Source organism: Pseudomonas svalbardensis (genome assembly GCF_030053115.1).
Classification (GTDB): domain Bacteria; phylum Pseudomonadota; class Gammaproteobacteria; order Pseudomonadales; family Pseudomonadaceae; genus Aquipseudomonas; species Aquipseudomonas svalbardensis.
In genome coordinates, this window is sequence record NZ_CP125619.1 from 779,642 (window position 1) to 804,794 (window position 25,153).

At 57.6% G+C, this 25,153-nt stretch carries 11 protein-coding genes, 3 rRNA genes and 1 pseudogene; 10 read left to right on the top strand and 5 right to left on the bottom strand.

The window, feature by feature from the left end:
* Positions 1 to 5 precede the first annotated feature (5 nt).
* The 4 genes from QFX16_RS03430 to QFX16_RS03445 all read right to left on the bottom strand — a co-directional run bounded on the left by QFX16_RS03430 (position 6) and on the right by QFX16_RS03445 (position 4,348).
* Positions 6 to 1,571: an ABC transporter ATP-binding protein gene (locus QFX16_RS03430; RefSeq protein ID WP_283182839.1), complete on the bottom strand. Its 1,566-nt coding sequence runs from the start codon at positions 1,569 to 1,571 to the stop codon at positions 6 to 8.
* Positions 1,572 to 2,102: 531 nt separating this feature from the next.
* Positions 2,103 to 2,684: an IMPACT family protein gene (locus QFX16_RS03435; protein ID WP_283182840.1), complete on the bottom strand. Its 582-nt coding sequence runs from the start codon at positions 2,682 to 2,684 to the stop codon at positions 2,103 to 2,105.
* Positions 2,685 to 2,691: 7 nt separating this feature from the next.
* Positions 2,692 to 3,342 (bottom strand): TetR/AcrR family transcriptional regulator, encoded by a 651-nt coding sequence (locus QFX16_RS03440; protein ID WP_046044703.1) that lies wholly within the window; start codon positions 3,340 to 3,342, stop codon positions 2,692 to 2,694.
* Positions 3,343 to 3,427: 85 nt separating this feature from the next.
* Positions 3,428 to 4,348: a LysR family transcriptional regulator gene (locus QFX16_RS03445; RefSeq protein WP_046044702.1), complete on the bottom strand. Its 921-nt coding sequence runs from the start codon at positions 4,346 to 4,348 to the stop codon at positions 3,428 to 3,430.
* 124 nt (positions 4,349 to 4,472) lie between these two features.
* Here QFX16_RS03445 and aptA point away from each other — a divergent pair, with 124 nt between their 5' ends.
* The 9 genes and pseudogenes from aptA to QFX16_RS29660 form a co-directional block, all read left to right on the top strand.
* On the top strand, positions 4,473 to 5,822 hold the full coding sequence (aptA, locus tag QFX16_RS03450) for an omega-aminotransferase AptA (RefSeq protein WP_129438726.1): 1,350 nt from the start codon (positions 4,473 to 4,475) through the stop codon (positions 5,820 to 5,822).
* A gap of 77 nt (positions 5,823 to 5,899) precedes the next feature.
* The gene (locus QFX16_RS03455; protein ID WP_283182841.1) at positions 5,900 to 7,393 is read left to right on the top strand and encodes a CoA-acylating methylmalonate-semialdehyde dehydrogenase; all 1,494 of its coding nucleotides are present in this window, start codon (positions 5,900 to 5,902) and stop codon (positions 7,391 to 7,393) included.
* Between the two features lie 624 nt (positions 7,394 to 8,017).
* Positions 8,018 to 9,556, top strand: a 16S ribosomal RNA gene (locus QFX16_RS03460).
* A gap of 299 nt (positions 9,557 to 9,855) precedes the next feature.
* Positions 9,856 to 12,747: ribosomal RNA gene (locus QFX16_RS03465) — 23S ribosomal RNA — on the top strand.
* Positions 12,748 to 12,901: 154 nt separating this feature from the next.
* Positions 12,902 to 13,017: ribosomal RNA gene (gene rrf, locus QFX16_RS03470) — 5S ribosomal RNA — on the top strand.
* The 16S, 23S and 5S rRNA genes sit together here, the layout of an rRNA operon.
* 156 nt (positions 13,018 to 13,173) lie before the next feature.
* Positions 13,174 to 16,626, top strand: coding sequence for an exodeoxyribonuclease V subunit gamma (gene recC / locus QFX16_RS03475; RefSeq protein ID WP_283182842.1), 3,453 nt, complete (start codon positions 13,174 to 13,176; stop codon positions 16,624 to 16,626).
* On the top strand, positions 16,623 to 20,309 hold the full coding sequence (gene recB / locus QFX16_RS03480; RefSeq protein ID WP_283182843.1) for an exodeoxyribonuclease V subunit beta: 3,687 nt from the start codon (positions 16,623 to 16,625) through the stop codon (positions 20,307 to 20,309). The genes recC and recB overlap by 4 nt, the downstream gene beginning before the upstream one ends.
* A complete protein-coding gene (gene recD / locus QFX16_RS03485) occupies positions 20,306 to 22,414 on the top strand; it encodes an exodeoxyribonuclease V subunit alpha (RefSeq protein WP_283182844.1) in 2,109 nt (702 codons plus the stop codon). The genes recB and recD overlap by 4 nt, the downstream gene beginning before the upstream one ends.
* Positions 22,415 to 22,420: 6 nt before the next feature.
* A pseudogene (locus QFX16_RS29660) lies at positions 22,421 to 22,516 on the top strand (OmpA family protein); the annotation flags it as partial.
* Here QFX16_RS29660 and QFX16_RS03490 read toward each other — a convergent pair.
* On the bottom strand, positions 22,513 to 23,460 hold the full coding sequence (locus QFX16_RS03490) for a LysR family transcriptional regulator (protein ID WP_283182845.1): 948 nt from the start codon (positions 23,458 to 23,460) through the stop codon (positions 22,513 to 22,515). The pseudogene QFX16_RS29660 and the gene QFX16_RS03490 sit on opposite strands and share 4 nt — an antisense overlap.
* 163 nt (positions 23,461 to 23,623) lie before the next feature.
* Between QFX16_RS03490 and QFX16_RS03495 the strand changes: the two genes are divergently transcribed.
* Positions 23,624 to 25,150 (top strand): CoA-acylating methylmalonate-semialdehyde dehydrogenase, encoded by a 1,527-nt coding sequence (locus QFX16_RS03495; protein WP_033058216.1) that lies wholly within the window; start codon positions 23,624 to 23,626, stop codon positions 25,148 to 25,150.
* Positions 25,151 to 25,153 lie beyond the last annotated feature (3 nt).

A 25,153-nucleotide genomic window follows, 5' to 3' on the forward strand; every position in this document is an offset into this window, starting at 1 on the left:
CTCCGTTAAAGCGTTGCGAGTGCGGGTGATTGAGGCGCGTCGAACTGGCCGGCCATCCAGCCGCCGACATCGATCAGACGCGTGTCGACCGTGGGCTTGAGCGGTGACAATCGACCACCGCACAAGGCGCCGAGGCGGTCGCTGATCTGGAACAGTTCGTCGAGGTCTTCGGAGATCACCAGGATCGCCGCGCCGGCGTCGCGCAAGGCAATCAGCGCCCGGTGAATGGTCGCGGCAGCGCCGACGTCCACGCCCCAGGTCGGGTGCGCGGCCACCAGCAGTTTCGGTTGCTGCAGGATTTCCCGGCCGAGGATGAATTTCTGCAAGTTGCCGCCGGACAGGCTGCGGGCCGGTGTCTGGGTATCGGGCGTCTTCACCCCGAATCGTCGGATGATCTCTTCGGCCAAGGCTTCGACCTTATTGCGTTGGATCAGCCCATTGCTGACCAATCCTTGTTGAAAAGCGGTGAGCAAGGCGTTGTCAGCCAGGTTCAACTCCGGCACCGCGCCATGGCCGAGGCGTTCGGCGGGAACGAAGGACAGGCCCAGTTTTCGCCGTGCATCCGGCCGCAAATGCGCCACCGGTTGCCCGGCGAAACTGATCGTTGCGCCGTCGTTGCGGCTGAGCGGTTCTTCGCCACTGAGCAGGGCCAGCAACTCATCCTGACCATTGCCCGCGACACCGGCGATGCCGACGATTTCACCGCTGCGCACTTGCAGGTCAATGTCATTCAGCGAGCAGCCGAACGGGTCCGGGTTGTGCCAGGACAATCCCGTCACGTTCAGGAATGCATTAGCGCCAGTGACTTTCGGATAATCCGTAATCAGCGCAGCGGCTTCGCCGACCATCAACTGCGCCAGTTGCCGATCCGAACACTCGGCCGGCACGCAATGCCCGGCCACCCGACCGCTGCGCAACACCGTAGCGCTATGACACAACGCGCGAACTTCACCGAGTTTGTGGCTGATAAACAGAATGCTGCAACCCTCGGCCGCCAGTCGGCGCAAGGTGACGAACAATTCGTCGGCCTCCTGTGGAGTCAGTACCGAGGTCGGCTCATCGAGAATCAGCAGACGGATGTCCTGCATCAGGCAACGAATGATTTCTACCCGCTGGCGTTCGCCGATCGACAGGCTGTGGACAAGTCGTTCCGGCTCCAGCGCCATGCCGTAACGCCGGGAGACTTCACGAATCTTTGGCTCAAGCTGTTTCGGTGTACCAGCCGCCGCGCCCATCGCCAAGGCAATGTTCTGCGCCACGCTCAGCGTCTCGAACAGCGAGAAATGCTGGAAAACCATGCCGATTCCCAGCCCCCGAGCCTGAGCCGGGTTGCGCAGGGTCACGCGTTGCCCTTGCCAGATCATCTCTCCCGAGTCCGCGTGGGTGACGCCGTAGATGATCTTCATCAGCGTACTTTTGCCTGCGCCGTTTTCGCCGAGCAGGGCGTGGATTTCGCCAGGGGCTATGCTCAAGTCGATAGCATCGTTGGCCAGGCAACCGGGGTAGCGCTTGCTGATTCTGCGCAGTTGCAGACGAGGTGTTGGATCGGGGATCGGCACGGGGTTGGGCATGACAGGCTCGGGTCGATTGAAGTGATGCCTGTGGACAAAGCAATTTCCTGGCCATTGAGTCAGGAAAACTCAAAAGCGTTACAGGCAAAGGCTTAGAAGACGACGCCTTGCCCTATGTCGATCCCGAATCAGGCACCACTTGAGGGCAACGCCGTTGATCAGGCTCCGATTTTGCTCAGGGTGTTTGATCAAAAAACGAGCAACTGACGACAAGCCACGCCGGACACGGGGCGGCGACAGCCATGAACGGGTTATCCACAGATTGCTCCACAGTATTTGTGCGCAAGCCCGAAGCTCGGGCATAAGCACTGTGTGGCTTTCTTCTAAAGGTGATAAACCGCTCTAACTGATTGTTTTTACGTGGATTTAGCTTTTTTGATGGCGGATTGGTCGAAAAGTGAGCAACGCCCGCAAAGCCGCATGACAGAAGGGTTACAGCCGGGTGTGCTCAGGTTATCCACAGCCGGGTGCACAGTAGATGTGGGCAAATGCAGAGGTTCGACGAAAGGGCTGCGAACGTTATTGGTGCGATTAGTGCTGCAACAAAATGCGCCCGCGACTCAGATCCGCCAGCTGCGTTTGCAGAGTATCGATCTGGCTTTCGCCGATCGCCAATTGCAGCTCTACGCCGTTGGCCGTGAACGTTTCTTCCACAACCAATCCACCCAGTTCCGCCACCCGAAGCTTCACCAGCGGCAACTCTGCAAAAGCACAAGCGCAACTCACCGGCACCCGACTGATCAACTCAACCTTCGCCGCTGCTTGCAGGCACTTGTTGGCGCCGCCGCCATACGCCCGGGCGAGGCCACCGGTGCCGAGTTGAACGCCGCCATACCAACGAATCACCAGCACCGCGACCTGATCGCAATCCTGCGCGTCGATCGCCGCCAGAATCGGCCGGCCAGCGGTGCCGCCGGGCTCGCCGTCGTCAGTGCTGCGGTATTGGTCGCCAAGTTTCCAGGCCCAGCAATTGTGCGAGGCATTCAAATCGCTGTGCTGTTCGATGAACGCCAGGGCTTCAACAGGGCTGCTGATCGGCGTGGCGAAAGTGATGAAGCGGCTTTTGCGAATCTCTTCGCGGTATTCGCAAAAACCGCTGAGGGTAAAAGGCATAAGTGTCTTAGATCGTTGGCGTCAGGCCGCAGCCCTTGAGAATGATGCGGATCAGGTTGTTGCCGGCGTCTTCCATGTCCTGCTTGGTGAGCTTGGTGCGCCCGCTGACACGGCAGATCTGCGTGGCGAAATCCGCGTAATGCTGAGTGCTGCCCCACAACAGGAAGATCAGGTTCACCGGGTCGACCGGGTCCATTTTTCCGGCGTCGATCCAGGCTTGGAACACGCCCGCCCGGCCCTGGAACCAGGCGCGATAATCCTGGTTGAAGTACTCGGTCAGGCATTCGCCGCCGCTGATCACTTCCATCGCGAAGATCCGCGAGGCTTGCGGCTGACGGCGGGAGAATTCCATCTTGGCGCGGATGTAACGCGTCAGCGCTTCGGCCGGATCATCTTCAGCGGTCAGGGTGTTGAAGGTGCTGTCCCACAACTGGAGGATGTTGCTCAACACCGCCACGTACAAACCGAGTTTGTTGGTGAAGTAATAATGCAGATTCGCCTTGGGCAACCCGGCATTCAGGGCGATGGTGTTCATGCTGGTGCCTTTGAACCCGTGACGGGCGAACTCGTCTTCGGCGGCTTTGATGATGGTCTCTTCGTTCTTTTGACGAATGCGGCTGGCAGGTTTGCCGCCGTGAGCGGGGACTTCAAAGGTCATAGGCACTTCCGAACAGGTGGGTGGGTGCAACCAGTGCGTTGATAGCGCACCCACCGGCATCAGACAAGTCCTGACGCAATATAACCTAGCGTGTCGCAGCCAGGCTCTCCAAAAAGCTTTCCAGCACCAAATGCGGGCGACGGCCCTTGCGCGTGACCGATGCAAGGCTCAGGTCATAAAAACGCACCTTTGGTTTCAGCGCACGCAACCGGCCTTGCTGCACCCAGAGGCTGGCGTAGTGGTCCGGCAGGTAGCCGATGTAGCGTCCGGTGAGGATCAGGAACGCCATGCCTTCACGGTCCGAGGCACTGGCGGTGCAATTGAGCGCCTGGTAATGGGCCTGGATTTCCGCGGGCAAACGGAAAGTCGGCGCGATGGCGTCCTGGCTATTGAGGCGCTCGTCATCCAGTTGTTTATCGTCGACATAAAACAACGGATGACCGACCGCGCAATACAGCAGCGAGCGTTCGCTATAAAGCGGCTGGTATTCCAACCCCGACAGCGCGCTGGCTTGCGGCACCACTCCGACATGCAATCGACCGTCGAGCACGCCTTGTTCGACTTCATTGGGCGCGATCATGCGGATCTGAATCTGCACGTCCGGCCCGCGTTCCTTCAATTGCGCCAAGGCGTGGGTGATGCGCATGTGGGGCAGGGTGACCAGGTTGTCGGTCAGGCCGATGGTCAATTCGCCGCGCAGATGTTGGTGCAGGCCGTTGACCTCGGTGCGGAAGCTTTCCAGCGCACTTAATAGCTGCAACGCCGATTGGTAAACCTCGCGACCTTCTTCGGTCAGGGAAAACCCGGCGCGACCCCGTTGGCATAAACGCAGACCGAGGCGCTGTTCCAGATCGCTCATTTGCTGGCTGATGGCCGAGCGACCGATTCCCAGCACCGATTCCGCCGCGGAGAAGCCACCGCATTCCACGACGCTGCGGAAGATCCTCAATAAGCGGATATCAAAGTCACTGACTTGCGCCAGCGGATCGGGGCGGCGGCTGCTCATAGTTTAGTGGTTACCTGACTGAACGTTAGAAGAGTTGGATTTCACCGACTTTATCCCCGTGGCAATTTAGCTGCAAGAACGCTTTTGATCTCTATGCCGCTTATTGCCCTGCGAGGTTTTGCCCATGAACTTGCCTGAAAACAACCCGACTTCCCTGGCCAGCCAGCTCAAGCTCGATGCTCACTGGATGCCCTACACCGCCAACCGTAATTTCCAGCGCGATCCGCGACTGATCGTGGCGGCTGAAGGCAGTTGGCTGATCGATGACAAGGGGCGCAAGGTTTACGACTCGCTCTCTGGTTTGTGGACCTGTGGCGCCGGGCATACCCGCAAGGAAATTCAGGAAGCGGTCGCCAAGCAATTGGGCACCCTCGATTACTCGCCGGGCTTCCAGTACGGCCATCCGCTTTCGTTCCAGCTGGCTGAGAAAATCACCGACCTGACCCCGGGCAATCTCAATCACGTGTTCTTCACTGACTCGGGATCCGAGTGCGCTGACACGGCAGTGAAGATGGTGCGTGCTTACTGGCGCCTGAAAGGCCAGGCCACCAAGACCAAGATGATCGGCCGTGCCCGTGGTTATCACGGCGTGAACATCGCCGGCACGAGCCTCGGTGGCGTGAACGGAAACCGCAAAATGTTCGGTCAGGCGATGATGGACGTCGATCACCTGCCTCACACCTTGTTGGCGAGCAATGCTTATTCCCGTGGCATGCCGACAGAGGGCGGTATCGCCCTGGCGGATGAACTGCTCAAGTTGATCGAGCTGCATGACGCTTCGAACATCGCTGCAGTGTTCGTCGAGCCAATGGCCGGTTCCGCTGGCGTACTGGTTCCACCACAGGGTTACCTGAAGCGTCTGCGCGAGATCTGCGATCAGCACAACATCCTGCTGGTGTTCGACGAAGTGATCACCGGTTTCGGCCGTACCGGTTCGATGTTCGGCGCCGACAGCTTCGGCGTGACCCCGGACCTGATGTGCATCGCCAAGCAAGTCACTAACGGCGCGATCCCGATGGGCGCGGTGATTGCCAGCTCCGAGATCTACCAGACCTTCATGAACCAGGCGACGCCGGAGTACGCGGTGGAATTCCCGCACGGCTACACCTATTCCGCGCACCCGGTGGCTTGCGCTGCTGGCCTGGCAGCACTCGACCTGCTGCAAAAGGAAAACCTGGTGCAGAGCGTGGCCGAAGTCGCACCGCATTTCGAAAATGCGCTGCACGGTCTGAAGGGCTCGAAAAACATCATCGATATTCGTAACTACGGTTTGGCCGGTGCGATCCAGATCGCGCCGCGTGACGGCGACGCCATCGTGCGTCCGTTCGAAGCGGGCATGGCGTTGTGGAAAGCCGGGTTCTACGTGCGCTTCGGCGGCGACACCCTGCAGTTCGGCCCAACCTTCAACAGCAAGCCGCAAGACCTTGATCGTCTGTTCGACGCGGTCGGCGAAGTGCTGAACAAAATCGACTGATTTCTCCCTCTATTCTCTCTATATAAAGACGGGCGCCCCTTGAAGGGCGCCTGTGGACAACTTTTCAGGAGCCCCGCATGAGCCTTATCCCGCATTTGATCAATGGCGAACTGGTGACCGAAGACGGTCGCACCGCTGACGTGTTCAACCCGTCCACCGGCCAGGCTATCCACAAGCTGCCATTGGCCAGCCGCGAAACCATTCAAAAAGCCATCGACTCGGCCAAGGCTGCGTTCCCGGCCTGGCGCAACACTCCGCCGGCCAAGCGTGCGCAGGTGATGTTCCGCTTCAAGCAATTGCTGGAACAGAACGAAGCGCGTATCGCTCAACTGATTAGCGAAGAACACGGCAAGACGCTGGAAGATGCTGCCGGTGAATTGAAGCGCGGTATCGAGAACGTCGAGTTCGCTTGTGCAGCACCGGAAATCCTCAAGGGTGAATACAGCCGTAACGTCGGCCCAAATATCGATGCCTGGTCGGACTTCCAGCCTTTGGGCGTGGTGGCCGGTATTACGCCGTTCAACTTCCCGGCCATGGTGCCGCTGTGGATGTATCCGCTGGCGATCGTCTGCGGCAACTGCTTTATCCTCAAACCCTCTGAGCGTGATCCAAGCTCCACGCTGTTGATCGCTCAATTGTTGCTGGAAGCCGGTTTGCCTAAAGGCGTGATGAGCGTAGTGCACGGCGACAAGGCTGCGGTGGACGCGTTGATCGAAGCGCCGGAAGTCAAAGCGTTGAGCTTCGTTGGTTCGACGCCGATTGCCGAATACATCTACGCCGAAGGCACCAAGCGCGGCAAACGCGTTCAGGCACTGGGTGGCGCGAAGAACCATGCGGTGCTGATGCCGGATGCGGATCTGGATAACGCGGTCAGCGCATTGATGGGCGCGGCTTATGGTTCTTGCGGTGAACGTTGCATGGCGATCTCGGTGGCTGTGTGCGTCGGTGACCAGGTGGCGGATGCGCTGGTGGCCAAGTTGGTACCGCAAATCAAGGCGCTGAAAATCGGTGCCGGTACTTCATGCGGTCTGGACATGGGGCCGCTGGTTTCCGGTCAGGCTCGCGACAAAGTCAGTGGCTATATAGAAGACGGTGTTTCTTCTGGTGCGACCTTGGTGGTGGATGGTCGTGGTCTGAGCGTGGCCGGTCATGAGGAAGGCTTCTTCCTCGGTGGCTGCTTGTTCGATAACGTCACGCCAGAGATGCGCATCTATAAAGAAGAGATCTTCGGGCCGGTGCTGTGTGTTGTCCGGGTTAATAGCCTGGAAGAGGCGATGCAGCTGATCAACGATCACGAGTATGGCAACGGCACCTGCATCTTTACCCGTGATGGGGAAGCAGCGCGGTTGTTCTGCGACGAAATCGAAGTCGGTATGGTCGGCGTCAACGTACCGCTGCCGGTACCGGTGGCTTATCACAGCTTTGGCGGCTGGAAGCGCTCGCTGTTCGGCGACTTGCATGCGTATGGTCCGGATGGCGTGCGTTTCTACACCCGTCGTAAGGCCATTACCCAGCGCTGGCCACAACGGGCGAGCCATGAAGCTTCGCAGTTCGCATTCCCTAGCTTGTAAGTAGAAGGGAAGAAGGCCGGCCCCTTGGGGCCGGCCTTTGCGTTACAGGGGGGGGTAGCCTATATGACAGAATTGTGGAAATAGGTGTTGACGGCAGATTCTGGAAGTCTATAATTCGCCCCACTTCCGGCGCAGTCGAAACGGAAAACTCCTTGGTAAACAATGAGTTACGCAGTTTTCGACAGCGAGTTGCTTCAGGTCATCGAAGCCCAGAAGGAGTTGAAAGAGTGGTGTTGTTTGGCTCTTTTAACGGTTCGATCTTCTCGGTCGAAAGCGGAACAAAAGAGGTGTTGACAGCAGCGAGTAACGCTGTAGAATTCGCCTCCCGCTAACGAGAGATCGCAAGCGCAAGTGGTTGAAGTTGCAAAGGAAACTTTGAAAACTTCGGAAAATAACCGCTTGACAGCAACAGAGGCTGCTGTAGAATGCGCGCCTCGGTTGAGACGAAAGATCTTAACCAACCGCTCTTTAACAACTGAATCAAGCAATTCGTGTGGGTGCTTGTGGAGTCAGACTGATAGTCAACAAGATTATCAGCATCACAAGTTACTCCGCGAGAAATCAAAGATGTAACCAACGATTGCTGAGCCAAGTTTAGGGTTTCTTAAAAACCCAAAGATGTTTGAACTGAAGAGTTTGATCATGGCTCAGATTGAACGCTGGCGGCAGGCCTAACACATGCAAGTCGAGCGGCAGCACGGGTACTTGTACCTGGTGGCGAGCGGCGGACGGGTGAGTAATGCCTAGGAATCTGCCTGGTAGTGGGGGATAACGCTCGGAAACGGACGCTAATACCGCATACGTCCTACGGGAGAAAGCAGGGGACCTTCGGGCCTTGCGCTATCAGATGAGCCTAGGTCGGATTAGCTAGTTGGTGAGGTAATGGCTCACCAAGGCGACGATCCGTAACTGGTCTGAGAGGATGATCAGTCACACTGGAACTGAGACACGGTCCAGACTCCTACGGGAGGCAGCAGTGGGGAATATTGGACAATGGGCGAAAGCCTGATCCAGCCATGCCGCGTGTGTGAAGAAGGTCTTCGGATTGTAAAGCACTTTAAGTTGGGAGGAAGGGCATTTACCTAATACGTAAGTGTTTTGACGTTACCGACAGAATAAGCACCGGCTAACTCTGTGCCAGCAGCCGCGGTAATACAGAGGGTGCAAGCGTTAATCGGAATTACTGGGCGTAAAGCGCGCGTAGGTGGTTTGTTAAGTTGGATGTGAAATCCCCGGGCTCAACCTGGGAACTGCATTCAAAACTGACAAGCTAGAGTATGGTAGAGGGTGGTGGAATTTCCTGTGTAGCGGTGAAATGCGTAGATATAGGAAGGAACACCAGTGGCGAAGGCGACCACCTGGACTGATACTGACACTGAGGTGCGAAAGCGTGGGGAGCAAACAGGATTAGATACCCTGGTAGTCCACGCCGTAAACGATGTCAACTAGCCGTTGGGAGCCTTGAGCTCTTAGTGGCGCAGCTAACGCATTAAGTTGACCGCCTGGGGAGTACGGCCGCAAGGTTAAAACTCAAATGAATTGACGGGGGCCCGCACAAGCGGTGGAGCATGTGGTTTAATTCGAAGCAACGCGAAGAACCTTACCAGGCCTTGACATCCAATGAACTTCCCAGAGATGGGTTGGTGCCTTCGGGAACATTGAGACAGGTGCTGCATGGCTGTCGTCAGCTCGTGTCGTGAGATGTTGGGTTAAGTCCCGTAACGAGCGCAACCCTTGTCCTTAGTTACCAGCACGTAATGGTGGGCACTCTAAGGAGACTGCCGGTGACAAACCGGAGGAAGGTGGGGATGACGTCAAGTCATCATGGCCCTTACGGCCTGGGCTACACACGTGCTACAATGGTCGGTACAGAGGGTTGCCAAGCCGCGAGGTGGAGCTAATCCCAGAAAACCGATCGTAGTCCGGATCGCAGTCTGCAACTCGACTGCGTGAAGTCGGAATCGCTAGTAATCGCGAATCAGAATGTCGCGGTGAATACGTTCCCGGGCCTTGTACACACCGCCCGTCACACCATGGGAGTGGGTTGCACCAGAAGTAGCTAGTCTAACCTTCGGGAGGACGGTTACCACGGTGTGATTCATGACTGGGGTGAAGTCGTAACAAGGTAGCCGTAGGGGAACCTGCGGCTGGATCACCTCCTTAATCGACGACATCAGCTGCTCCATAAGTTCCCACACGAATTGCTTGATTCACTGTAGAGGCGATAGACATCCATAAGGTTGTCTTTTTCGTTAGAGTTTAGAAATGAATATTCCATTGTGAATATTGATTTCTAATCTTTGATTAGATCGTTCTTTAAAAATTTGGGTATGTGATAGAAAGATAGACTGGACGTTACTTTCACTGGTAACGGCTCAGGCTAAGGTAAAATTTGTGAGTTAAATTGCGAATTTTCGGCGAATGTCGTCTTCACAGTATAACCAGATTGCTTGGGGTTATATGGTCAAGTGAAGAAGCGCATACGGTGGATGCCTTGGCAGTCAGAGGCGATGAAAGACGTGGTAGCCTGCGAAAAGCTTCGGGGAGTCGGCAAACAGACTTTGATCCGGAGATGTCTGAATGGGGGAACCCAGCCATCATAAGATGGTTATCTTAAGCTGAATACATAGGCTTAAGAGGCGAACCAGGGGAACTGAAACATCTAAGTACCCTGAGGAAAAGAAATCAACCGAGATTCCCTTAGTAGTGGCGAGCGAACGGGGACTAGCCCTTAAGTGGCTTTGAGATTAGCGGAACGCTCTGGAAAGTGCGGCCATAGTGGGTGATAGCCCTGTACGCGAAAATCTCTTGGTCATGAAATCGAGTAGGACGGAGCACGAGAAACTTTGTCTGAATATGGGGGGACCATCCTCCAAGGCTAAATACTACTGACTGACCGATAGTGAACTAGTACCGTGAGGGAAAGGCGAAAAGAACCCCGGAGAGGGGAGTGAAATAGATCCTGAAACCGTATGCGTACAAGCAGTGGGAGCCCACTTTGTTGGGTGACTGCGTACCTTTTGTATAATGGGTCAGCGACTTATTTTCAGTGGCGAGCTTAACCGAATAGGGGAGGCGTAGCGAAAGCGAGTCTTAATAGGGCGTCTAGTCGCTGGGAATAGACCCGAAACCGGGCGATCTATCCATGGGCAGGTTGAAGGTTGGGTAACACTAACTGGAGGACCGAACCGACTACCGTTGAAAAGTTAGCGGATGACCTGTGGATCGGAGTGAAAGGCTAATCAAGCTCGGAGATAGCTGGTTCTCCTCGAAAGCTATTTAGGTAGCGCCTCATGTATCACTGTAGGGGGTAGAGCACTGTTTCGGCTAGGGGGTCATCCCGACTTACCAAACCGATGCAAACTCCGAATACCTACAAGTGCCGAGCATGGGAGACACACGGCGGGTGCTAACGTCCGTCGTGAAAAGGGAAACAACCCAGACCGTCAGCTAAGGTCCCAAAGTTATGGTTAAGTGGGAAACGATGTGGGAAGGCTTAGACAGCTAGGAGGTTGGCTTAGAAGCAGCCACCCTTTAAAGAAAGCGTAATAGCTCACTAGTCGAGTCGGCCTGCGCGGAAGATGTAACGGGGCTCAAACCATACACCGAAGCTACGGGTATCACTTAGGTGATGCGGTAGAGGAGCGTTCTGTAAGCCTGTGAAGGTGAGTTGAGAAGCTTGCTGGAGGTATCAGAAGTGCGAATGCTGACATGAGTAACGACAATGGGTGTGAAAAACACCCACGCCGAAAGACCAAGGTTTCCTGCGCAACGTTAATCGACGCAGGGTTAGTCGGTCCCTAAGGCGAGGCTGAAAAGCGTAGTCGATGGAAAACAGGTTAATATTCCTGTACTTCTGGTTATTGCGATGGAGGGACGGAGAAGGCTAGGCCAGCTTGGCGTTGGTTGTCCAAGTTTAAGGTGGTAGGCTGGAATCTTAGGTAAATCCGGGATTCTAAGGCCGAGAGCTGATGACGAGTTACCCTTTGGGTGACGAAGTGGTTGATGCCATGCTTCCAAGAAAAGCTTCTAAGCTTCAGGTAACCAGGAACCGTACCCCAAACCGACACAGGTGGTTGGGTAGAGAATACCAAGGCGCTTGAGAGAACTCGGGTGAAGGAACTAGGCAAAATGGCACCGTAACTTCGGGAGAAGGTGCGCCGGTGAGGGTGAAGCATTTACTGCGTAAGCCCATGCCGGTCGAAGATACCAGGCCGCTGCGACTGTTTATTAAAAACACAGCACTCTGCAAACACGAAAGTGGACGTATAGGGTGTGACGCCTGCCCGGTGCCGGAAGGTTAATTGATGGGGTTAGCTAACGCGAAGCTCTTGATCGAAGCCCCGGTAAACGGCGGCCGTAACTATAACGGTCCTAAGGTAGCGAAATTCCTTGTCGGGTAAGTTCCGACCTGCACGAATGGCGTAACGATGGCGGCGCTGTCTCCACCCGAGACTCAGTGAAATTGAAATCGCTGTGAAGATGCAGTGTATCCGCGGCTAGACGGAAAGACCCCGTGAACCTTTACTATAGCTTTGCACTGGACTTTGAATTTGCTTGTGTAGGATAGGTGGGAGGCTTTGAAGCGTGGACGCCAGTTCGCGTGGAGCCAACCTTGAAATACCACCCTGGCAACTTTGAGGTTCTAACTCAGGTCCGTTATCCGGATCGAGGACAGTGTATGGTGGGTAGTTTGACTGGGGCGGTCTCCTCCTAAAGAGTAACGGAGGAGTACGAAGGTGCGCTCAGACCGGTCGGAAATCGGTCGTAGAGTATAAAGGCAAAAGCGCGCTTGACTGCGAGACAGACACGTCGAGCAGGTACGAAAGTAGGTCTTAGTGATCCGGTGGTTCTGTATGGAAGGGCCATCGCTCAACGGATAAAAGGTACTCCGGGGATAACAGGCTGATACCGCCCAAGAGTTCATATCGACGGCGGTGTTTGGCACCTCGATGTCGGCTCATCACATCCTGGGGCTGAAGCCGGTCCCAAGGGTATGGCTGTTCGCCATTTAAAGTGGTACGCGAGCTGGGTTTAGAACGTCGTGAGACAGTTCGGTCCCTATCTGCCGTGGACGTTTGAGATTTGAGAGGGGCTGCTCCTAGTACGAGAGGACCGGAGTGGACGAACCTCTGGTGTTCCGGTTGTCACGCCAGTGGCATTGCCGGGTAGCTATGTTCGGAATAGATAACCGCTGAAAGCATCTAAGCGGGAAACTAGCCTCAAGATGAGATCTCACTGGGACCTTGAGTCCCCTGAAGGGCCGTCGAAGACTACGACGTTGATAGGTTGGGTGTGTAAGCGCTGTGAGGCGTTGAGCTAACCAATACTAATTGCCCGTGAGGCTTGACCATATAACACCCAAGCAATTTGCTGACCTGAAGAGGCACCAGATTGCGGTGTGTGAAGACGACACAAGTCGAAAATTCGCAACGCAACACACAAATCTATCACCTGCCCATTCGCTGGAGCGTGATCCGCAAGGAGAACGACCTGGCTACCGAATTTCTTGACGACCATAGAGCATTGGAACCACCTGATCCCATCCCGAACTCAGCAGTGAAACGATGCATCGCCGATGGTAGTGTGGGGTTTCCCCATGTGAGAGTAGGTCATCGTCAAGATTAAATTCCGAAACCCCTATCTGCGTATGCAGGTAGGGGTTTTGTTTTGGCCGCAGGAAAGTTCGCACAGCATTACCGGACGGCTCCCGGCTGTCACAGTCTCCCGACAATGCTAAGGTTCGGCCCTAGCTTTTGTATTTTCCCAAGGAAGCCTTTATGCCGGACGCGACGTCCCTCAGTGCTGGTTTTATGGTGGTTCACGGCAATCGCCTGGACGAGTTGCGCAGCCTGGTGGTCAGCTGGATGCGGCGTTACCCGTTGGCTCCCTTGGAAAATGAAATTGCCCTGGTTCAGAGCAACGGCATCGCCCAATGGCTGAAGCTGGCACTGGCAGAAGACCCTGAAGACGATGACATGGGCGGCTGCGGAATCGCAGCAGCCATCGATGTGCAGTTACCGGGTAGCTTCATGTGGCAGCTCTATCGCATGGTGCTTGGACGTGACGAAATCCCGGTCAAATCCCTGCTCGATAAAGCTCCCTTGACCTGGCGTCTGATGCGTCTGCTTCCGCAGTTGATCAACCAACCGCACTTCGAACCCCTGCAGCGCTTCCTGACGAATGACACAGACTTACGTAAACGCTATCAATTGGCGGAGCGACTGGCGGATCTGTTCGACCAATACCAGGTGTATAGGGCCGACTGGCTTGAAGACTGGGCAGAAGGTCGCCATCAATTACGAAATGGTAGAGGTGAAACCAAACCTCTGACCCCGGCTAACTGCTGGCAGGCAGAGTTGTGGCGTGCGCTGTTGCTGGATGTGGGTGAACAGGGCATGGCGCAAAGCCGAGCCGGCGTCCATCAACGGTTTATCGAACGCATCAACAGCCTCGACGTCGCCCCCAGCGGGTTGCCTTCACGGGTAATCGTTTTCGGGATTTCTTCACTGCCCGCTCAAGCCCTGGAAGCACTGGCGGGGCTGGCCCGGTTCAGCCAGGTTCTGCTTTGCGTACATAACCCGTGTCGTCACCATTGGGCAGACATCGTCGCCGATAAAGACCTGTTGCGGCATCAATACAAGCGTCAGGCTCGCAAGAGCGGAATGCCGGTTGTGCTCGACCCACAAACCCTTCACCAGCATGCCCATCCACTACTGGCTGCGTGGGGCAAGCAGGGGCGGGACTATATCAATCTGCTCGACAGCTACGACGATCCCAACAGCTATCGCTCGGCATTCCGCGACGGCCGTATCGACCTGTTCAGCGATAGCCAGCCACAGAACATGCTCAATCAATTGCAGGACGACATTCTTGAATTGCGTCCCTTGAACGAGACTCGCGAACGCTGGCCAGCTGTCGATCCGGCAAAGGATGAGTCGATCCGTTTTCACATTGCCCATAGCGCCCAGCGCGAAGTGGAGATTCTCCACGACCAGTTGCTTGCACGTTTCAGTGCTGATCCGGAATTAAGGCCTCGCGATGTGATCGTGATGGTCCCGGACATCGACAGCTACGCACCGCATATTCGTGCGGTATTTGCTCAGCTTGAACGCCACGATCCGCGTTTCATTCCCTTCACGCTCGCAGATCAAGGCCAGCGTGGTCGTGACCCGTTACTGATTGCTATCGAACATCTGCTCAAACTGCCCGACAGCCGTTTCCCCGTGAGCGAGATCCTCGATCTACTGGATGTTCCTGCACTACGCGCTCGCTTCGGTGTAGAGGAACGTGATCTGCCGACCCTGCACCGTTGGATCGAAGGCGCAGGCATCCGCTGGGGCATGAATGCCAAGCAGCGCGCGGGTCTCGGTCTACCGGAGGAGCTGGAACAAAACAGTTGGCGTTTCGGCCTGCGACGGATGCTGCTCGGTTATGCCGTGGGCAGTGCCAGTGCTTGCGAGGGTATCGAACCCTACGACGAGATCGGTGGTCTGGATGCCGCGCTCATTGGGCCTTTGGTCGCACTGCTGGATGCATTGGAGATTGCCCACCAGGAACTCACTCAGCCCGCAGCTCCCAAACAATGGGGCTTTCGATTGCACGCGCTGGTTCAGTTGTTTTTCCTGGCCAGTAACGAGCATGACGACTACGTGTTGGCCCAACTCGAAGAGCTGCGTGAAACCTGGCTTGAGACGTGCGAGTCAGTTGGCTTGCAAGATGAACTGCCGTTGACCGTGGTCCGTGAAGCCTGGCTCGCCGGTCTCGACCAAGGCCGTCTGTCCCAGCGTTTTCTGGCCGGTGCGGTTAACTTCTGCACCTTGATGCCCATGCGAGCGATCCCGTTCAAACTGGTCTGCCTGCTGGGCATGAATGACGGGGACTACCCGCGTGCACAGCCGCCACTGGACTTCGACCTCATGGGCAGTGATTACCGTCCTGGCGATCGCTCCCGACGTGAAGATGACCGTTATCTGCTGTTGGAAGCCCTGTTGTCGGCACGTGTCCAACTCTATATCAGCTGGGTCGGTCGCAGCATTCGCGATAACAGTGAACGCCCTGCGTCGGTACTGATTGGCCAATTGCGAGATCATCTGGCCAGCGGCTGGCAACTGCATGATGTCGACGAAGATCTGCTTGAGGCCATCACTCAGGAACATCCACTGCAACCGTTCAGCGCCCGCTACTTCCATGAAGGCGATGATTTGTTCAGCTACGCGAATGAATGGCAGGTGCTGCATCAAACCAGTGAGCCGTCGACTGATATCGAGGTCCTTGATCCCTACGTTCAGGAGGAGCCGCTGAGTCTCGGTCAACTGCAGGACTTTCTCCGTAATCCTGTGCGGCATTTCTTCAGTCAGCGACTGAAGGTGTATTTCGAGGCGGCTGAAGTGCCCTTGGCTGATGAAGAGCCATTTGTACTCGATGCGTTGCAACGTTACAGCCTCAGCGACAGCTTGCTCGAAGCGGCACTGGGACATCTGGATAGCACCGATCAGATACTGGAAGCGCAGGCAAAACGTCTGCAAAACAGTGGGCTTCTGCCTATGGCCGGATTCGGCGAATGCCTTCAGCGAGAGTTGATCGAACCGTTGCCGGATCTGTTGCAGCGTTACCAACAGCTTTTGGCGTTATGGCCAACGCCGCTCACCAACGCTCTGCCAGTGAATCTGGAGTTGCAGGGGCTGCGCCTGGAAGGTTGGCTCAGCGGCTTGCATCAACGTGCGGACGGTGGTTTGCTATCGGTCACTACAATCCCCAACAGTATCGGTTCAATCAAGTCGCGCAAATGGCATCGGCTGACACGGCCATGGGTCAATCATCTGGTTGCCTGCGCCAGTGGTATGGCGATGACCACCGCGTTGGTGGCCAGCGACGACAGTCTGCTGCTCGGTCCGATGGCGGAGGATGCAGCGTTGCGGATACTGGGTGACTTGTTAATGGCTTGGCAAACCGGCATGTGTCAACCGCTGCCAATTGCAGTGAAGACCGGCTTCGCTTGGCTTGGTCAAACTGATCCGGTCAAAGCCCAGGCCGCAGCCCGCAAGGCCTATGAAGGTGATGGGTTGACCACCGACGGCGAGCGTCGCGAAAGCCCGGCACTCGCCCGGCAATTCGCCGACTTCGACTCGCTTACCGCAGACGAAACGTTCCCGGATTGGTGCAACGCGTTGTACCGGCCGCTGCTTGAAGCGCCTTGGCGTTCATTGAGCAGCGAGGAGGCGCGCGCATGACCACAAAACCTCTGGCCTTGGCATTCCCCCTGCGCGGTAGCCAACTGATCGAAGCGAGCGCCGGGACCGGCAAGACCTTCACCATTTCCGCGCTGTATCTGCGCCTGGTCCTTGGCCACGGCGCAGAGTCGAGCGGCTTCGGACGTGAACTGTTGCCGCCGCAAATCCTCGTTGTGACGTTCACCGATGCCGCGACCAAAGAATTGCGCGAACGTATCCGCACGCGTCTTGCTGAAGCTGCACGGTTTTTCCGTGATGAAACACCGGCGCCCGATAGCCTCATCGCGGAACTTCGTAACGAATATCTACCCGAGCAATGGTCCGGGTGCGCGAACCGCCTGGACATCGCCGCGCAGTGGATGGACGAGGCGGCAGTTTCGACTATCCACAGTTGGTGCCAGCGCATGTTGCGCGAGCACGCGTTCGACAGTGGCAGTCTGTTTACACAGACCCTGGAAACCGATCACAGCGATTTGCTGGGCGAAGTTCTGCGCGATTACTGGCGCCTGTTTTGTTACCCGATGCAAGGTGATGCGCTGAACTGGGTGCGCGGTAATTGGGGCGGCCCAGCAGCATTGCTGCCACGAGTACGTGGTTTGTTCGCCAGTGAGCGAGACAGTGTTGAAGGTAAAGAGCCTGCCGAGCTGATCTCGGAGTGTCTGCAAGAGCGACGGGCTGCGTTGCTCGAACTCAAGATGCCCTGGCGCCAGTGGGCGGACGAATTGCTTGCCATCTGTCACCAGGGGGTTGCGAGCAAAAGTGTCGATGGTCGAAAAATGCAGGCACGCTATTTCGAACCCTGGTTCGAAAAGATCAGGACCTGGTCTGAAGACGAATCCCTTGAGCAACTTGATATCGGCACCGGATTCACGCGCCTGACTCCCGAGGGTATGGCTGAAGCCTGGAAAGGCGAAGTACCCAGTCATCCAGGACTGGATGCCATGCCCGGCCTCAAGGCCAGTCTCGATGGATTGCCGACACCTGATGCCGCCGTGCTGCAACACGCCGCCCAGTGGGTCGGTACACGGTTCGAGGAAGAAAAGCGTCGCCGTGCGGAGATGGGCTTCGATGACATGCTGTTGCGCCTCGATGCCGCGTTGCAATCCGATGGCGGTGAGCGGCTGGCGACCCTGATTCGCGAGCAGTTTCCGGTGGCGTTGATCGACGAGTTCCAGGACACCGACCCAGTGCAGTACCGGATCTTCGAGAGCATCTATCGCATCGAAGACAACAATCCCGAATGCGGTCTGTTCCTGATCGGCGACCCCAAGCAAGCGATCTACGCGTTCCGCGGTGCCGACATCTACACCTACCTGCGCGCTCGCCAGGCCACCGCTGGCCGACTGCATACCCTGGGTACGAATTTCCGTTCCAGCCATGGCATGGTCCGTGCGGTCAACCATGTGTTCGAGCGTGCCGAGTCTCGCGAGACCGGGCGAGGCGCGTTCCTGTTTCGTGAAAAGAACGGTGAGAACCCGGTACCGTTCCTGTCCGTCGAATCTCAAGGGCGCAAAGAAGTTCTGCACATTGATGGCCAGGTCGTGCCCGCTCTGAACATCTGGCACCTGTCCGCCGATCAGCCGCAGTCTGGCGCGGTGTACCGACAACAACTCGCCGCCGCCTGCGCCAGTGAAATCACCGCTTTGCTCAACGACGGGCAACAAGGTCGCGCGGGTTTCATACAGGACGGCAAGGATTTCAGAGGGCTGCTGCCCGCGGATATCGCGATCCTGGTCCGCGACGGTAAAGAAGCCCAGGCTGTGCGTGGCGAACTCTCCGCCCGTGGCGTGCGCAGCGTCTATCTGTCGGACAAGGACTCGGTGTTCGCCGCCCAAGAGGCCCACGATCTGCTGACCTGGCTCAAGGCTTGTGCCGAGCCGGATGTCGAGCGTCCACTGCGGGCCGCATTAGCCTGCATCACGCTGAACCTGCCACTGGCTGAACTGGAACGGCTCAATCAGGACGAACTGGCTTGGGAAGCGCGGGTCATGCAGTTTCGCCATTATCGCGAGCTCTGGCGCAAGCAGGGCGTGTTGCCCATGTTGCGGCGATTGCTGCATGACTTCCAGCTGCCACAGACATTGATCACGCGCGGTGACGGCGAGCGGGTGCTGACCAATTTGCTGCACCTGTCCGAGTTGCTGCAACAGGCGGCCGTCGAACTCGATGGTGAGCAAGCGCTGATCCGCCATTTGTCCGAGCATCTGGCGTTGTCCGGTCAGGCCGGCGAAGAGCAAATCCTGCGTCTGGAGAGTGACGAACAACTGGTCAAAGTCGTGACCATTCACAAGTCCAAGGGACTTGAGTATCCCTTGGTGTTCCTGCCGTTCATTTGCTCGGCGAAACCGGTGGATGGCAGCCGTCTGCCGCTGCATTACCACGACGCCACGGGCAAGGCCCAAGTGACCTTGAGGCCGACGGCCGAGTTGATTGTTCAGGCGGATGATGAGCGTCTTGCCGAGGATCTGCGCTTGCTTTACGTGGCCCTGACCCGGGCGCAACACGCCTGCTGGCTCGGAGTGACTGATCTCAAACGCGGCAATAACAACAGCTCGGTGCTGCACCTGTCAGCATTGGGTTATCTGCTGGGCGGCGGAGCACCGTTGGCCGAGTCGGCAGGTTTGAAGCGTTGGCTGGAAGACCTGCAGCAGGATTGTGCAGCGCTGAACTACGGTGAAATGCCTGAAGCGACCGTCGAGCACTATCATCCGCCGCACAACGATGCGACGTTGCTTGCTCCGCTGATACCCAAACGCAAGGCCAGCGAAAACTGGTGGATTGCTTCCTACAGTGCCCTGCGCATTGGCGACAGCATGAGCGTGGGCACTGATGAAGCGCCGGAGAGCCCGCAGGCGCAAAAGCTCTTCGACGACGAACGCCTCGATCCCCAGGCACCACGAGAAGTGGTGGCCGGCGGCGCTGATATCCATCGATTCCCTCGTGGGCCGAACCCCGGCACCTTTCTCCATGGTTTGCTCGAATGGGCCGGTGACGAAGGTTTTGCCGCCACGCCGCAAGCGGTGGAAGACGCCATTGCCCGTCGCTGCAACCGCCGTGGTTGGGAGGGCTGGATAGCCGCCCTGAGCGACTGGCTGCAGCATCTGCTTACGTCCCCGCTGCATATCGGCGGCGGGCAGGCCCCCGTGGTATTCGAGCGGCTCACCCAATACCGCGTCGAGATGGAGTTCTGGTTCGCCAGTCATAAGGTCGATGTGCTCAAGCTCGATGAACTGGTGCGTCAATACACCCACAACGGCGTGGCCCGGGTGGCTGCCGAGCCGGTGTTGCTCAATGGCATGTTCAAAGGCTTCATCGACCTGACGTTCGAGCACGACGGCCGCTATTACGTCGCCGACTACAAATCCAACTGGCTGGGCGTCGATGACGCGGCCTATACCGAGCAGGCCATGGAGCAGTCGATTCTCGACAACCGTTACGACCTGCAATACGTGCTTTACCTGTTGGCCCTGCATCGCCAGCTCAAGGCGCGACTTGCCGATTACGATTACGACCGGCATGTCGGTGGTGCGCTGTACCTGTTCCTGCGCGGTACACGCGCTTCCAGCCAGGGTGTGTATTTTGCCCGTCCTCCAAGAGAGCTGATCGAGCGTCTGGACCGGCTGTTCCAGGGCAAGCCAGAACCCAAGGCCGAACCCGCCTGGGAACAGGGAGTTTTGCTATGAGTCGCACCTTCGCTGATTTGCTGCCCACTTCGTTGACAGCCGAAAGCCTGGCGGATCTGGCGCCGTTGAGTCGCGCCGATGACTTGCTGTTGTTGCTGACGCGCTGGGTTGAGCGCGGCTGGCTGCGAGCGCTGGACAAAGCCTTCGTTGCTTTTCTTCATGAGCTCGCTCCCGGCGATGATCCACTGGTGCTGCTAGCCGCTGCGTTGGCCAGTCATCAACTGGGTCACGGTCATGTGTGCCTGGATGTGTTTGAGACGCTCAAGGAACCGGACTTCGCCCTGTCGCTGCCACCGGAAGGTGATCTGCAAAGTGGCGCGATGTTGTTGCCGTCGCAATTGCTTGAGGCGCTGGACGGTACCCATTGGTGCAAGGTCCTGGCCTCCAGCAGTCTGGTCGCTTTGGCGGTCGACGGCCGCGAGGCGGCGCAGCATCGGCCATTGGTGTTATCGGGCAAACGCCTGTACTTGCGTCGCTACTGGGCTTACGAACGGCGTATCGACACCTCGCTGCGCCAACGCCTGGTGGAACACGAAACCACGCCGGATGATTTGTCCCAACGCCTCACCAGCTTGTTCGGCCCAGCCAAGCCCGGCGAAGTGATTGACTGGCAGAAACTCGCCTGTGCCCTCGCAACCCGCAGCGCTTTCAGCATTGTTACGGGTGGCCCGGGGACCGGCAAGACGACGACGGTCGTGCGTTTGCTGGCGTTGCTCCAGGCACCGGCGGTGGAGGCGGGCAAGCCGTTGCGTATTCGTCTCGCGGCACCCACCGGCAAGGCTGCAGCCCGGCTGACGGAGTCCATCAGTCAGCAGGTCAGGACCCTGGAAGTCGATGAAGCCGTACGAGTAAAGATCCCCTCAGACGTCACCACCGTGCACCGTCTGCTCGGCAGTCGCCCCGGTACTCGACACTTCCGTCACCACGCCGGTAATCGCTTGCCGCTGGATGTATTGGTGGTGGATGAAGCCTCGATGATCGATCTGGAAATGATGGCCAACCTGCTCGACGCGTTGCCGGCCCATGCCCGTCTGGTGCTGCTCGGTGACAAGGATCAACTGGCATCGGTGGAGGCCGGCGCCGTGCTGGGCGACCTGTGCCGCGACGCGGAGGCCGGTTGGTACAGCCCACAGACTCGCCGGTGGCTGGAAGCTGTCAGTGGTGAAAGCCTGGATGGCAGCGGTTTGCAGGAAGACACCCAAGGGACTCATCCCCTGGCCCAGCAAGTTGTGATGCTGCGTCATTCACGCCGGTTCGGCGAGGGCAGCGGCATCGGCCAACTGGCTCGTTGGGTCAACCAGCAGCAACCCGAGGAAGCTCGCAAGTTGTTGGCGGCTCGAAGCCATGACGACGTGTTTTCCCTGTCCCTCAAGGGGGAGCAGGATCGGGCGCTGGAGCGCTTGCTGCTTGAGGGCCACGGCGATGGACCGCAGGGTTATCGCCATTACCTGAGTCTCTTGCGCAGCCTGCGGCCACCGCTCGACAGCACGCTTGATGATCCCTGCTGGACCGATTGGGCCCGGCAGGTGTTGCAAGCCTTCGATGCCTTCCAGTTGTTGTGCGCCGTACGCAAAGGGCCGTGGGGCGTTGAAGGTTTGAATCAACGCGTGACCGCCGCGCTGCTCAAGGCTCGGCTGATCGACAGCGACCAGCAGTGGTACGAAGGTAGGCCAGTGCTGATGACCCGCAATGACTATGGTCTGGGTTTGATGAACGGCGACATCGGCATTGCCCTCAAGCTACCGGAACGTGAGGGGCCAGAAGTTGGGAAGCAGGTACTGCGTGTGGCGTTCCCGAGAAATGATGGTCAGGGCGGAGTACGGTTTGTTCTGCCAAGCCGGCTAAATGATGTCGAAACCGTGTACGCCATGACGGTGCATAAATCCCAGGGCTCGGAATTTGCCCATACGGCGTTGATTCTGCCGGATGCCCTGAATCCAGTACTCACCAAGGAACTGATCTATACCGGGATTACCCGGGCGAAAAACTGGTTCACCCTGATCGAGCCTCGTCCCGGCGTATTTGAAGAGGCGGTGCGGCGCAAGGTCAAGCGTTTGAGTGGGTTGATGCTGGAATTAGATGAGGGTGTTGAATCAAGGGGTTGAAAGGGGCGGCGCCTCGGCAGCAGTGAGCCGGTTACCTCCAACGACACGCCGGCCGGCCGTACCGAGAACCGCCGGGTGTCGATCGTGGTGAGCGCCGACTAATCGGCGAACAGAGTCTCCCGACTTTCACCCATCAACAGACCCTGATTCTGTTCAGTGACCGCGCGGATGTAATCCCACAACAGGGTAACTCGCTTGAGCTTGCGCAGGTCCTCGCGGCAGTACATCCAAAACTGTCGAGTGATGTTGATTTCCTCTGGCAACACCGGTAGCAATCGCGGATCCTGGGCTGCCAGGAAGCACGGCAGAATTGCCAGCGACCGCCCTTGCTGCGCGGCCACGAATTGCGCGATCACGCTGGTACTGCGCAGGTTGGCGCTGGCGCCGGGCAACACATTGGCCAGGTACAACAGCTCCGAACTGAACGCCAGATCGTCGACATAACTAATGAATGAATGTTTACCCAAGTCAGTCGGGCGGCGGATCGGTGGGTGCTTGTCCAGATAATCCTGCGTCGCGTACAGCTGCAATCGGTAGTCGCAGAGTTTGCAGCAGACGTACGGACCATGCTCCGGACGCTCCAGCGCGATGACGATGTCCGCCTCGCGCTTGGACAGGCTGATAAAGTGCGGCAGCGGCAGGATGTCCACCGAGATCGCCGGGTAGGCATCGACGAAATGGCTCAGCTGCGGGGTGATGAAAAAGCTGCCGAAGCCTTCGGTGCAGCCCATGCGCACATGCCCGGACAACGCCACGCCAGAGCCTGACACCTGCTCGCAGGCCATGTGCAGTGTGCTTTCAATCGACTCGGCGTAACCCAGCAACCGCTGGCCTTCGGCGGTCAGGACAAAACCGCTGGTCCGGGATTTCTCGAACAGCAAAGTGCCCAACGCCGCTTCCAGCGAGCTGATGCGCCGCGACACGGTGGTGTAGTCGACCGCCAGGCGCTTCGCCGCGGTGCTGGCCTTGCGGGTGCGGGCGACTTCAAGGAAAAACTTGAGGTCATCCCAGTTCAACGAGCCTAGAGACGTGATGTTTTTTTGCATGATGGACCGGCTTTTATGTGCGTTCTTATTAGAAGTTTGCACATCTATACTCCAAAAACAGTCCGACAACCAATTCGCGACATACGTCTCATCTCAAGGCGACTTTCTCGCCTTGGCTCCCCAGATAGCTCTCTAAATAAGAACAACGTCCCGGAGACCCAACATGAACGCATCGCTCACGCCAAACGAAACCACTGTCCAGACGGTAAAGCTGTTGATCGACGGCGAGTGGGTCGAGTCCCAGACCACCGAGTGGCACGACATCGTCAACCCGGCGACCCAGCAAGTGCTGGCCAAGGTTCCGTTCGCGACCGCGCAGGAAGTGGACGCCGCGATTAGCGCCGCCCATCGCGCCTTCCAGACCTGGAAGCTGACGCCGATTGGCGCGCGGATGCGCATCATGCTCAAGCTCCAGGCGTTGATTCGCGAACACTCCAAGCGCATCGCCGTGGTACTCAGCAACGAGCAAGGCAAAACCATCGCCGACGCTGAAGGCGATATCTTCCGCGGCCTGGAAGTGGTCGAACACGCCTGTTCCATCGGCAGCCTGCAAATGGGCGAGTTCGCCGAGAACGTTGCTGGCGGCGTCGATACCTACACCCTGCGTCAGCCAATCGGCGTTTGCGCCGGCATCACGCCGTTCAACTTCCCGGCCATGATTCCGCTGTGGATGTTCCCGATGGCCATCGCCTGCGGCAACACCTTCGTGCTCAAGCCGTCCGAACAGGACCCGATGTCGACCATGCTGCTGGTGGAACTGGCGATCGAGGCCGGTGTTCCGGCGGGCGTGCTCAACGTCGTTCATGGCGGTAAAGACGTGGTGGATGCGCTCTGCACCCACAAGGACATCAAGGCTGTTTCCTTCGTCGGTTCGACCGCCGTCGGCACTCATGTCTACGACCTGGCCGGTAAACACGGCAAGCGCGTGCAATCGATGATGGGCGCGAAGAACCACGCCGTTGTGCTGCCGGATGCCAACCGCGAACAAGCGCTCAACGCGTTGGTCGGTGCCGGTTTCGGTGCGGCCGGGCAACGCTGCATGGCCACATCCGTCGTGGTGCTGGTGGGCGCGGCCAAGCAATGGCTGCCTGACCTGAAGGCGCTGGCGCAGAAACTCAAAGTGAATGCCGGCAGTGAGCCGGGCACTGACGTCGGTCCGGTGATTTCCAAAAAGGCCAAGGCGCGGATTCTGGATCTGATCGAGAGCGGCATCAAGGAAGGCGCCAAGCTGGAACTGGACGGTCGCGATATCACGGTTCCAGGCTTCGAGAAGGGCAACTTTGTCGGCCCGACCCTGTTCTCCGGCGTAACCCCCGAGATGCAGATCTACACCCAGGAAATCTTCGGTCCAGTGCTGGTGGTGCTGGAAGTCGATACCCTCGATGAGGCTATCGCCCTGGTCAACGCCAACCCGTTCGGTAACGGCACGGGCCTGTTCACCCAAAGCGGTGCGGCGGCGCGTAAATTCCAGACTGAAATTGACGTTGGCCAGGTTGGCATCAACATCCCGATTCCGGTGCCGGTCCCGTTCTTCAGCTTCACCGGTTCGCGCGGGTCCAAACTCGGCGACCTCGGTCCGTATGGCAAGCAAGTGGTGCAGTTCTACACTCAGACCAAGACTGTCACCAGTCGCTGGTTCGATGACAACAGCGTCAACGACGGTGTGAACACCACCATCAACTTGCGTTAAGGA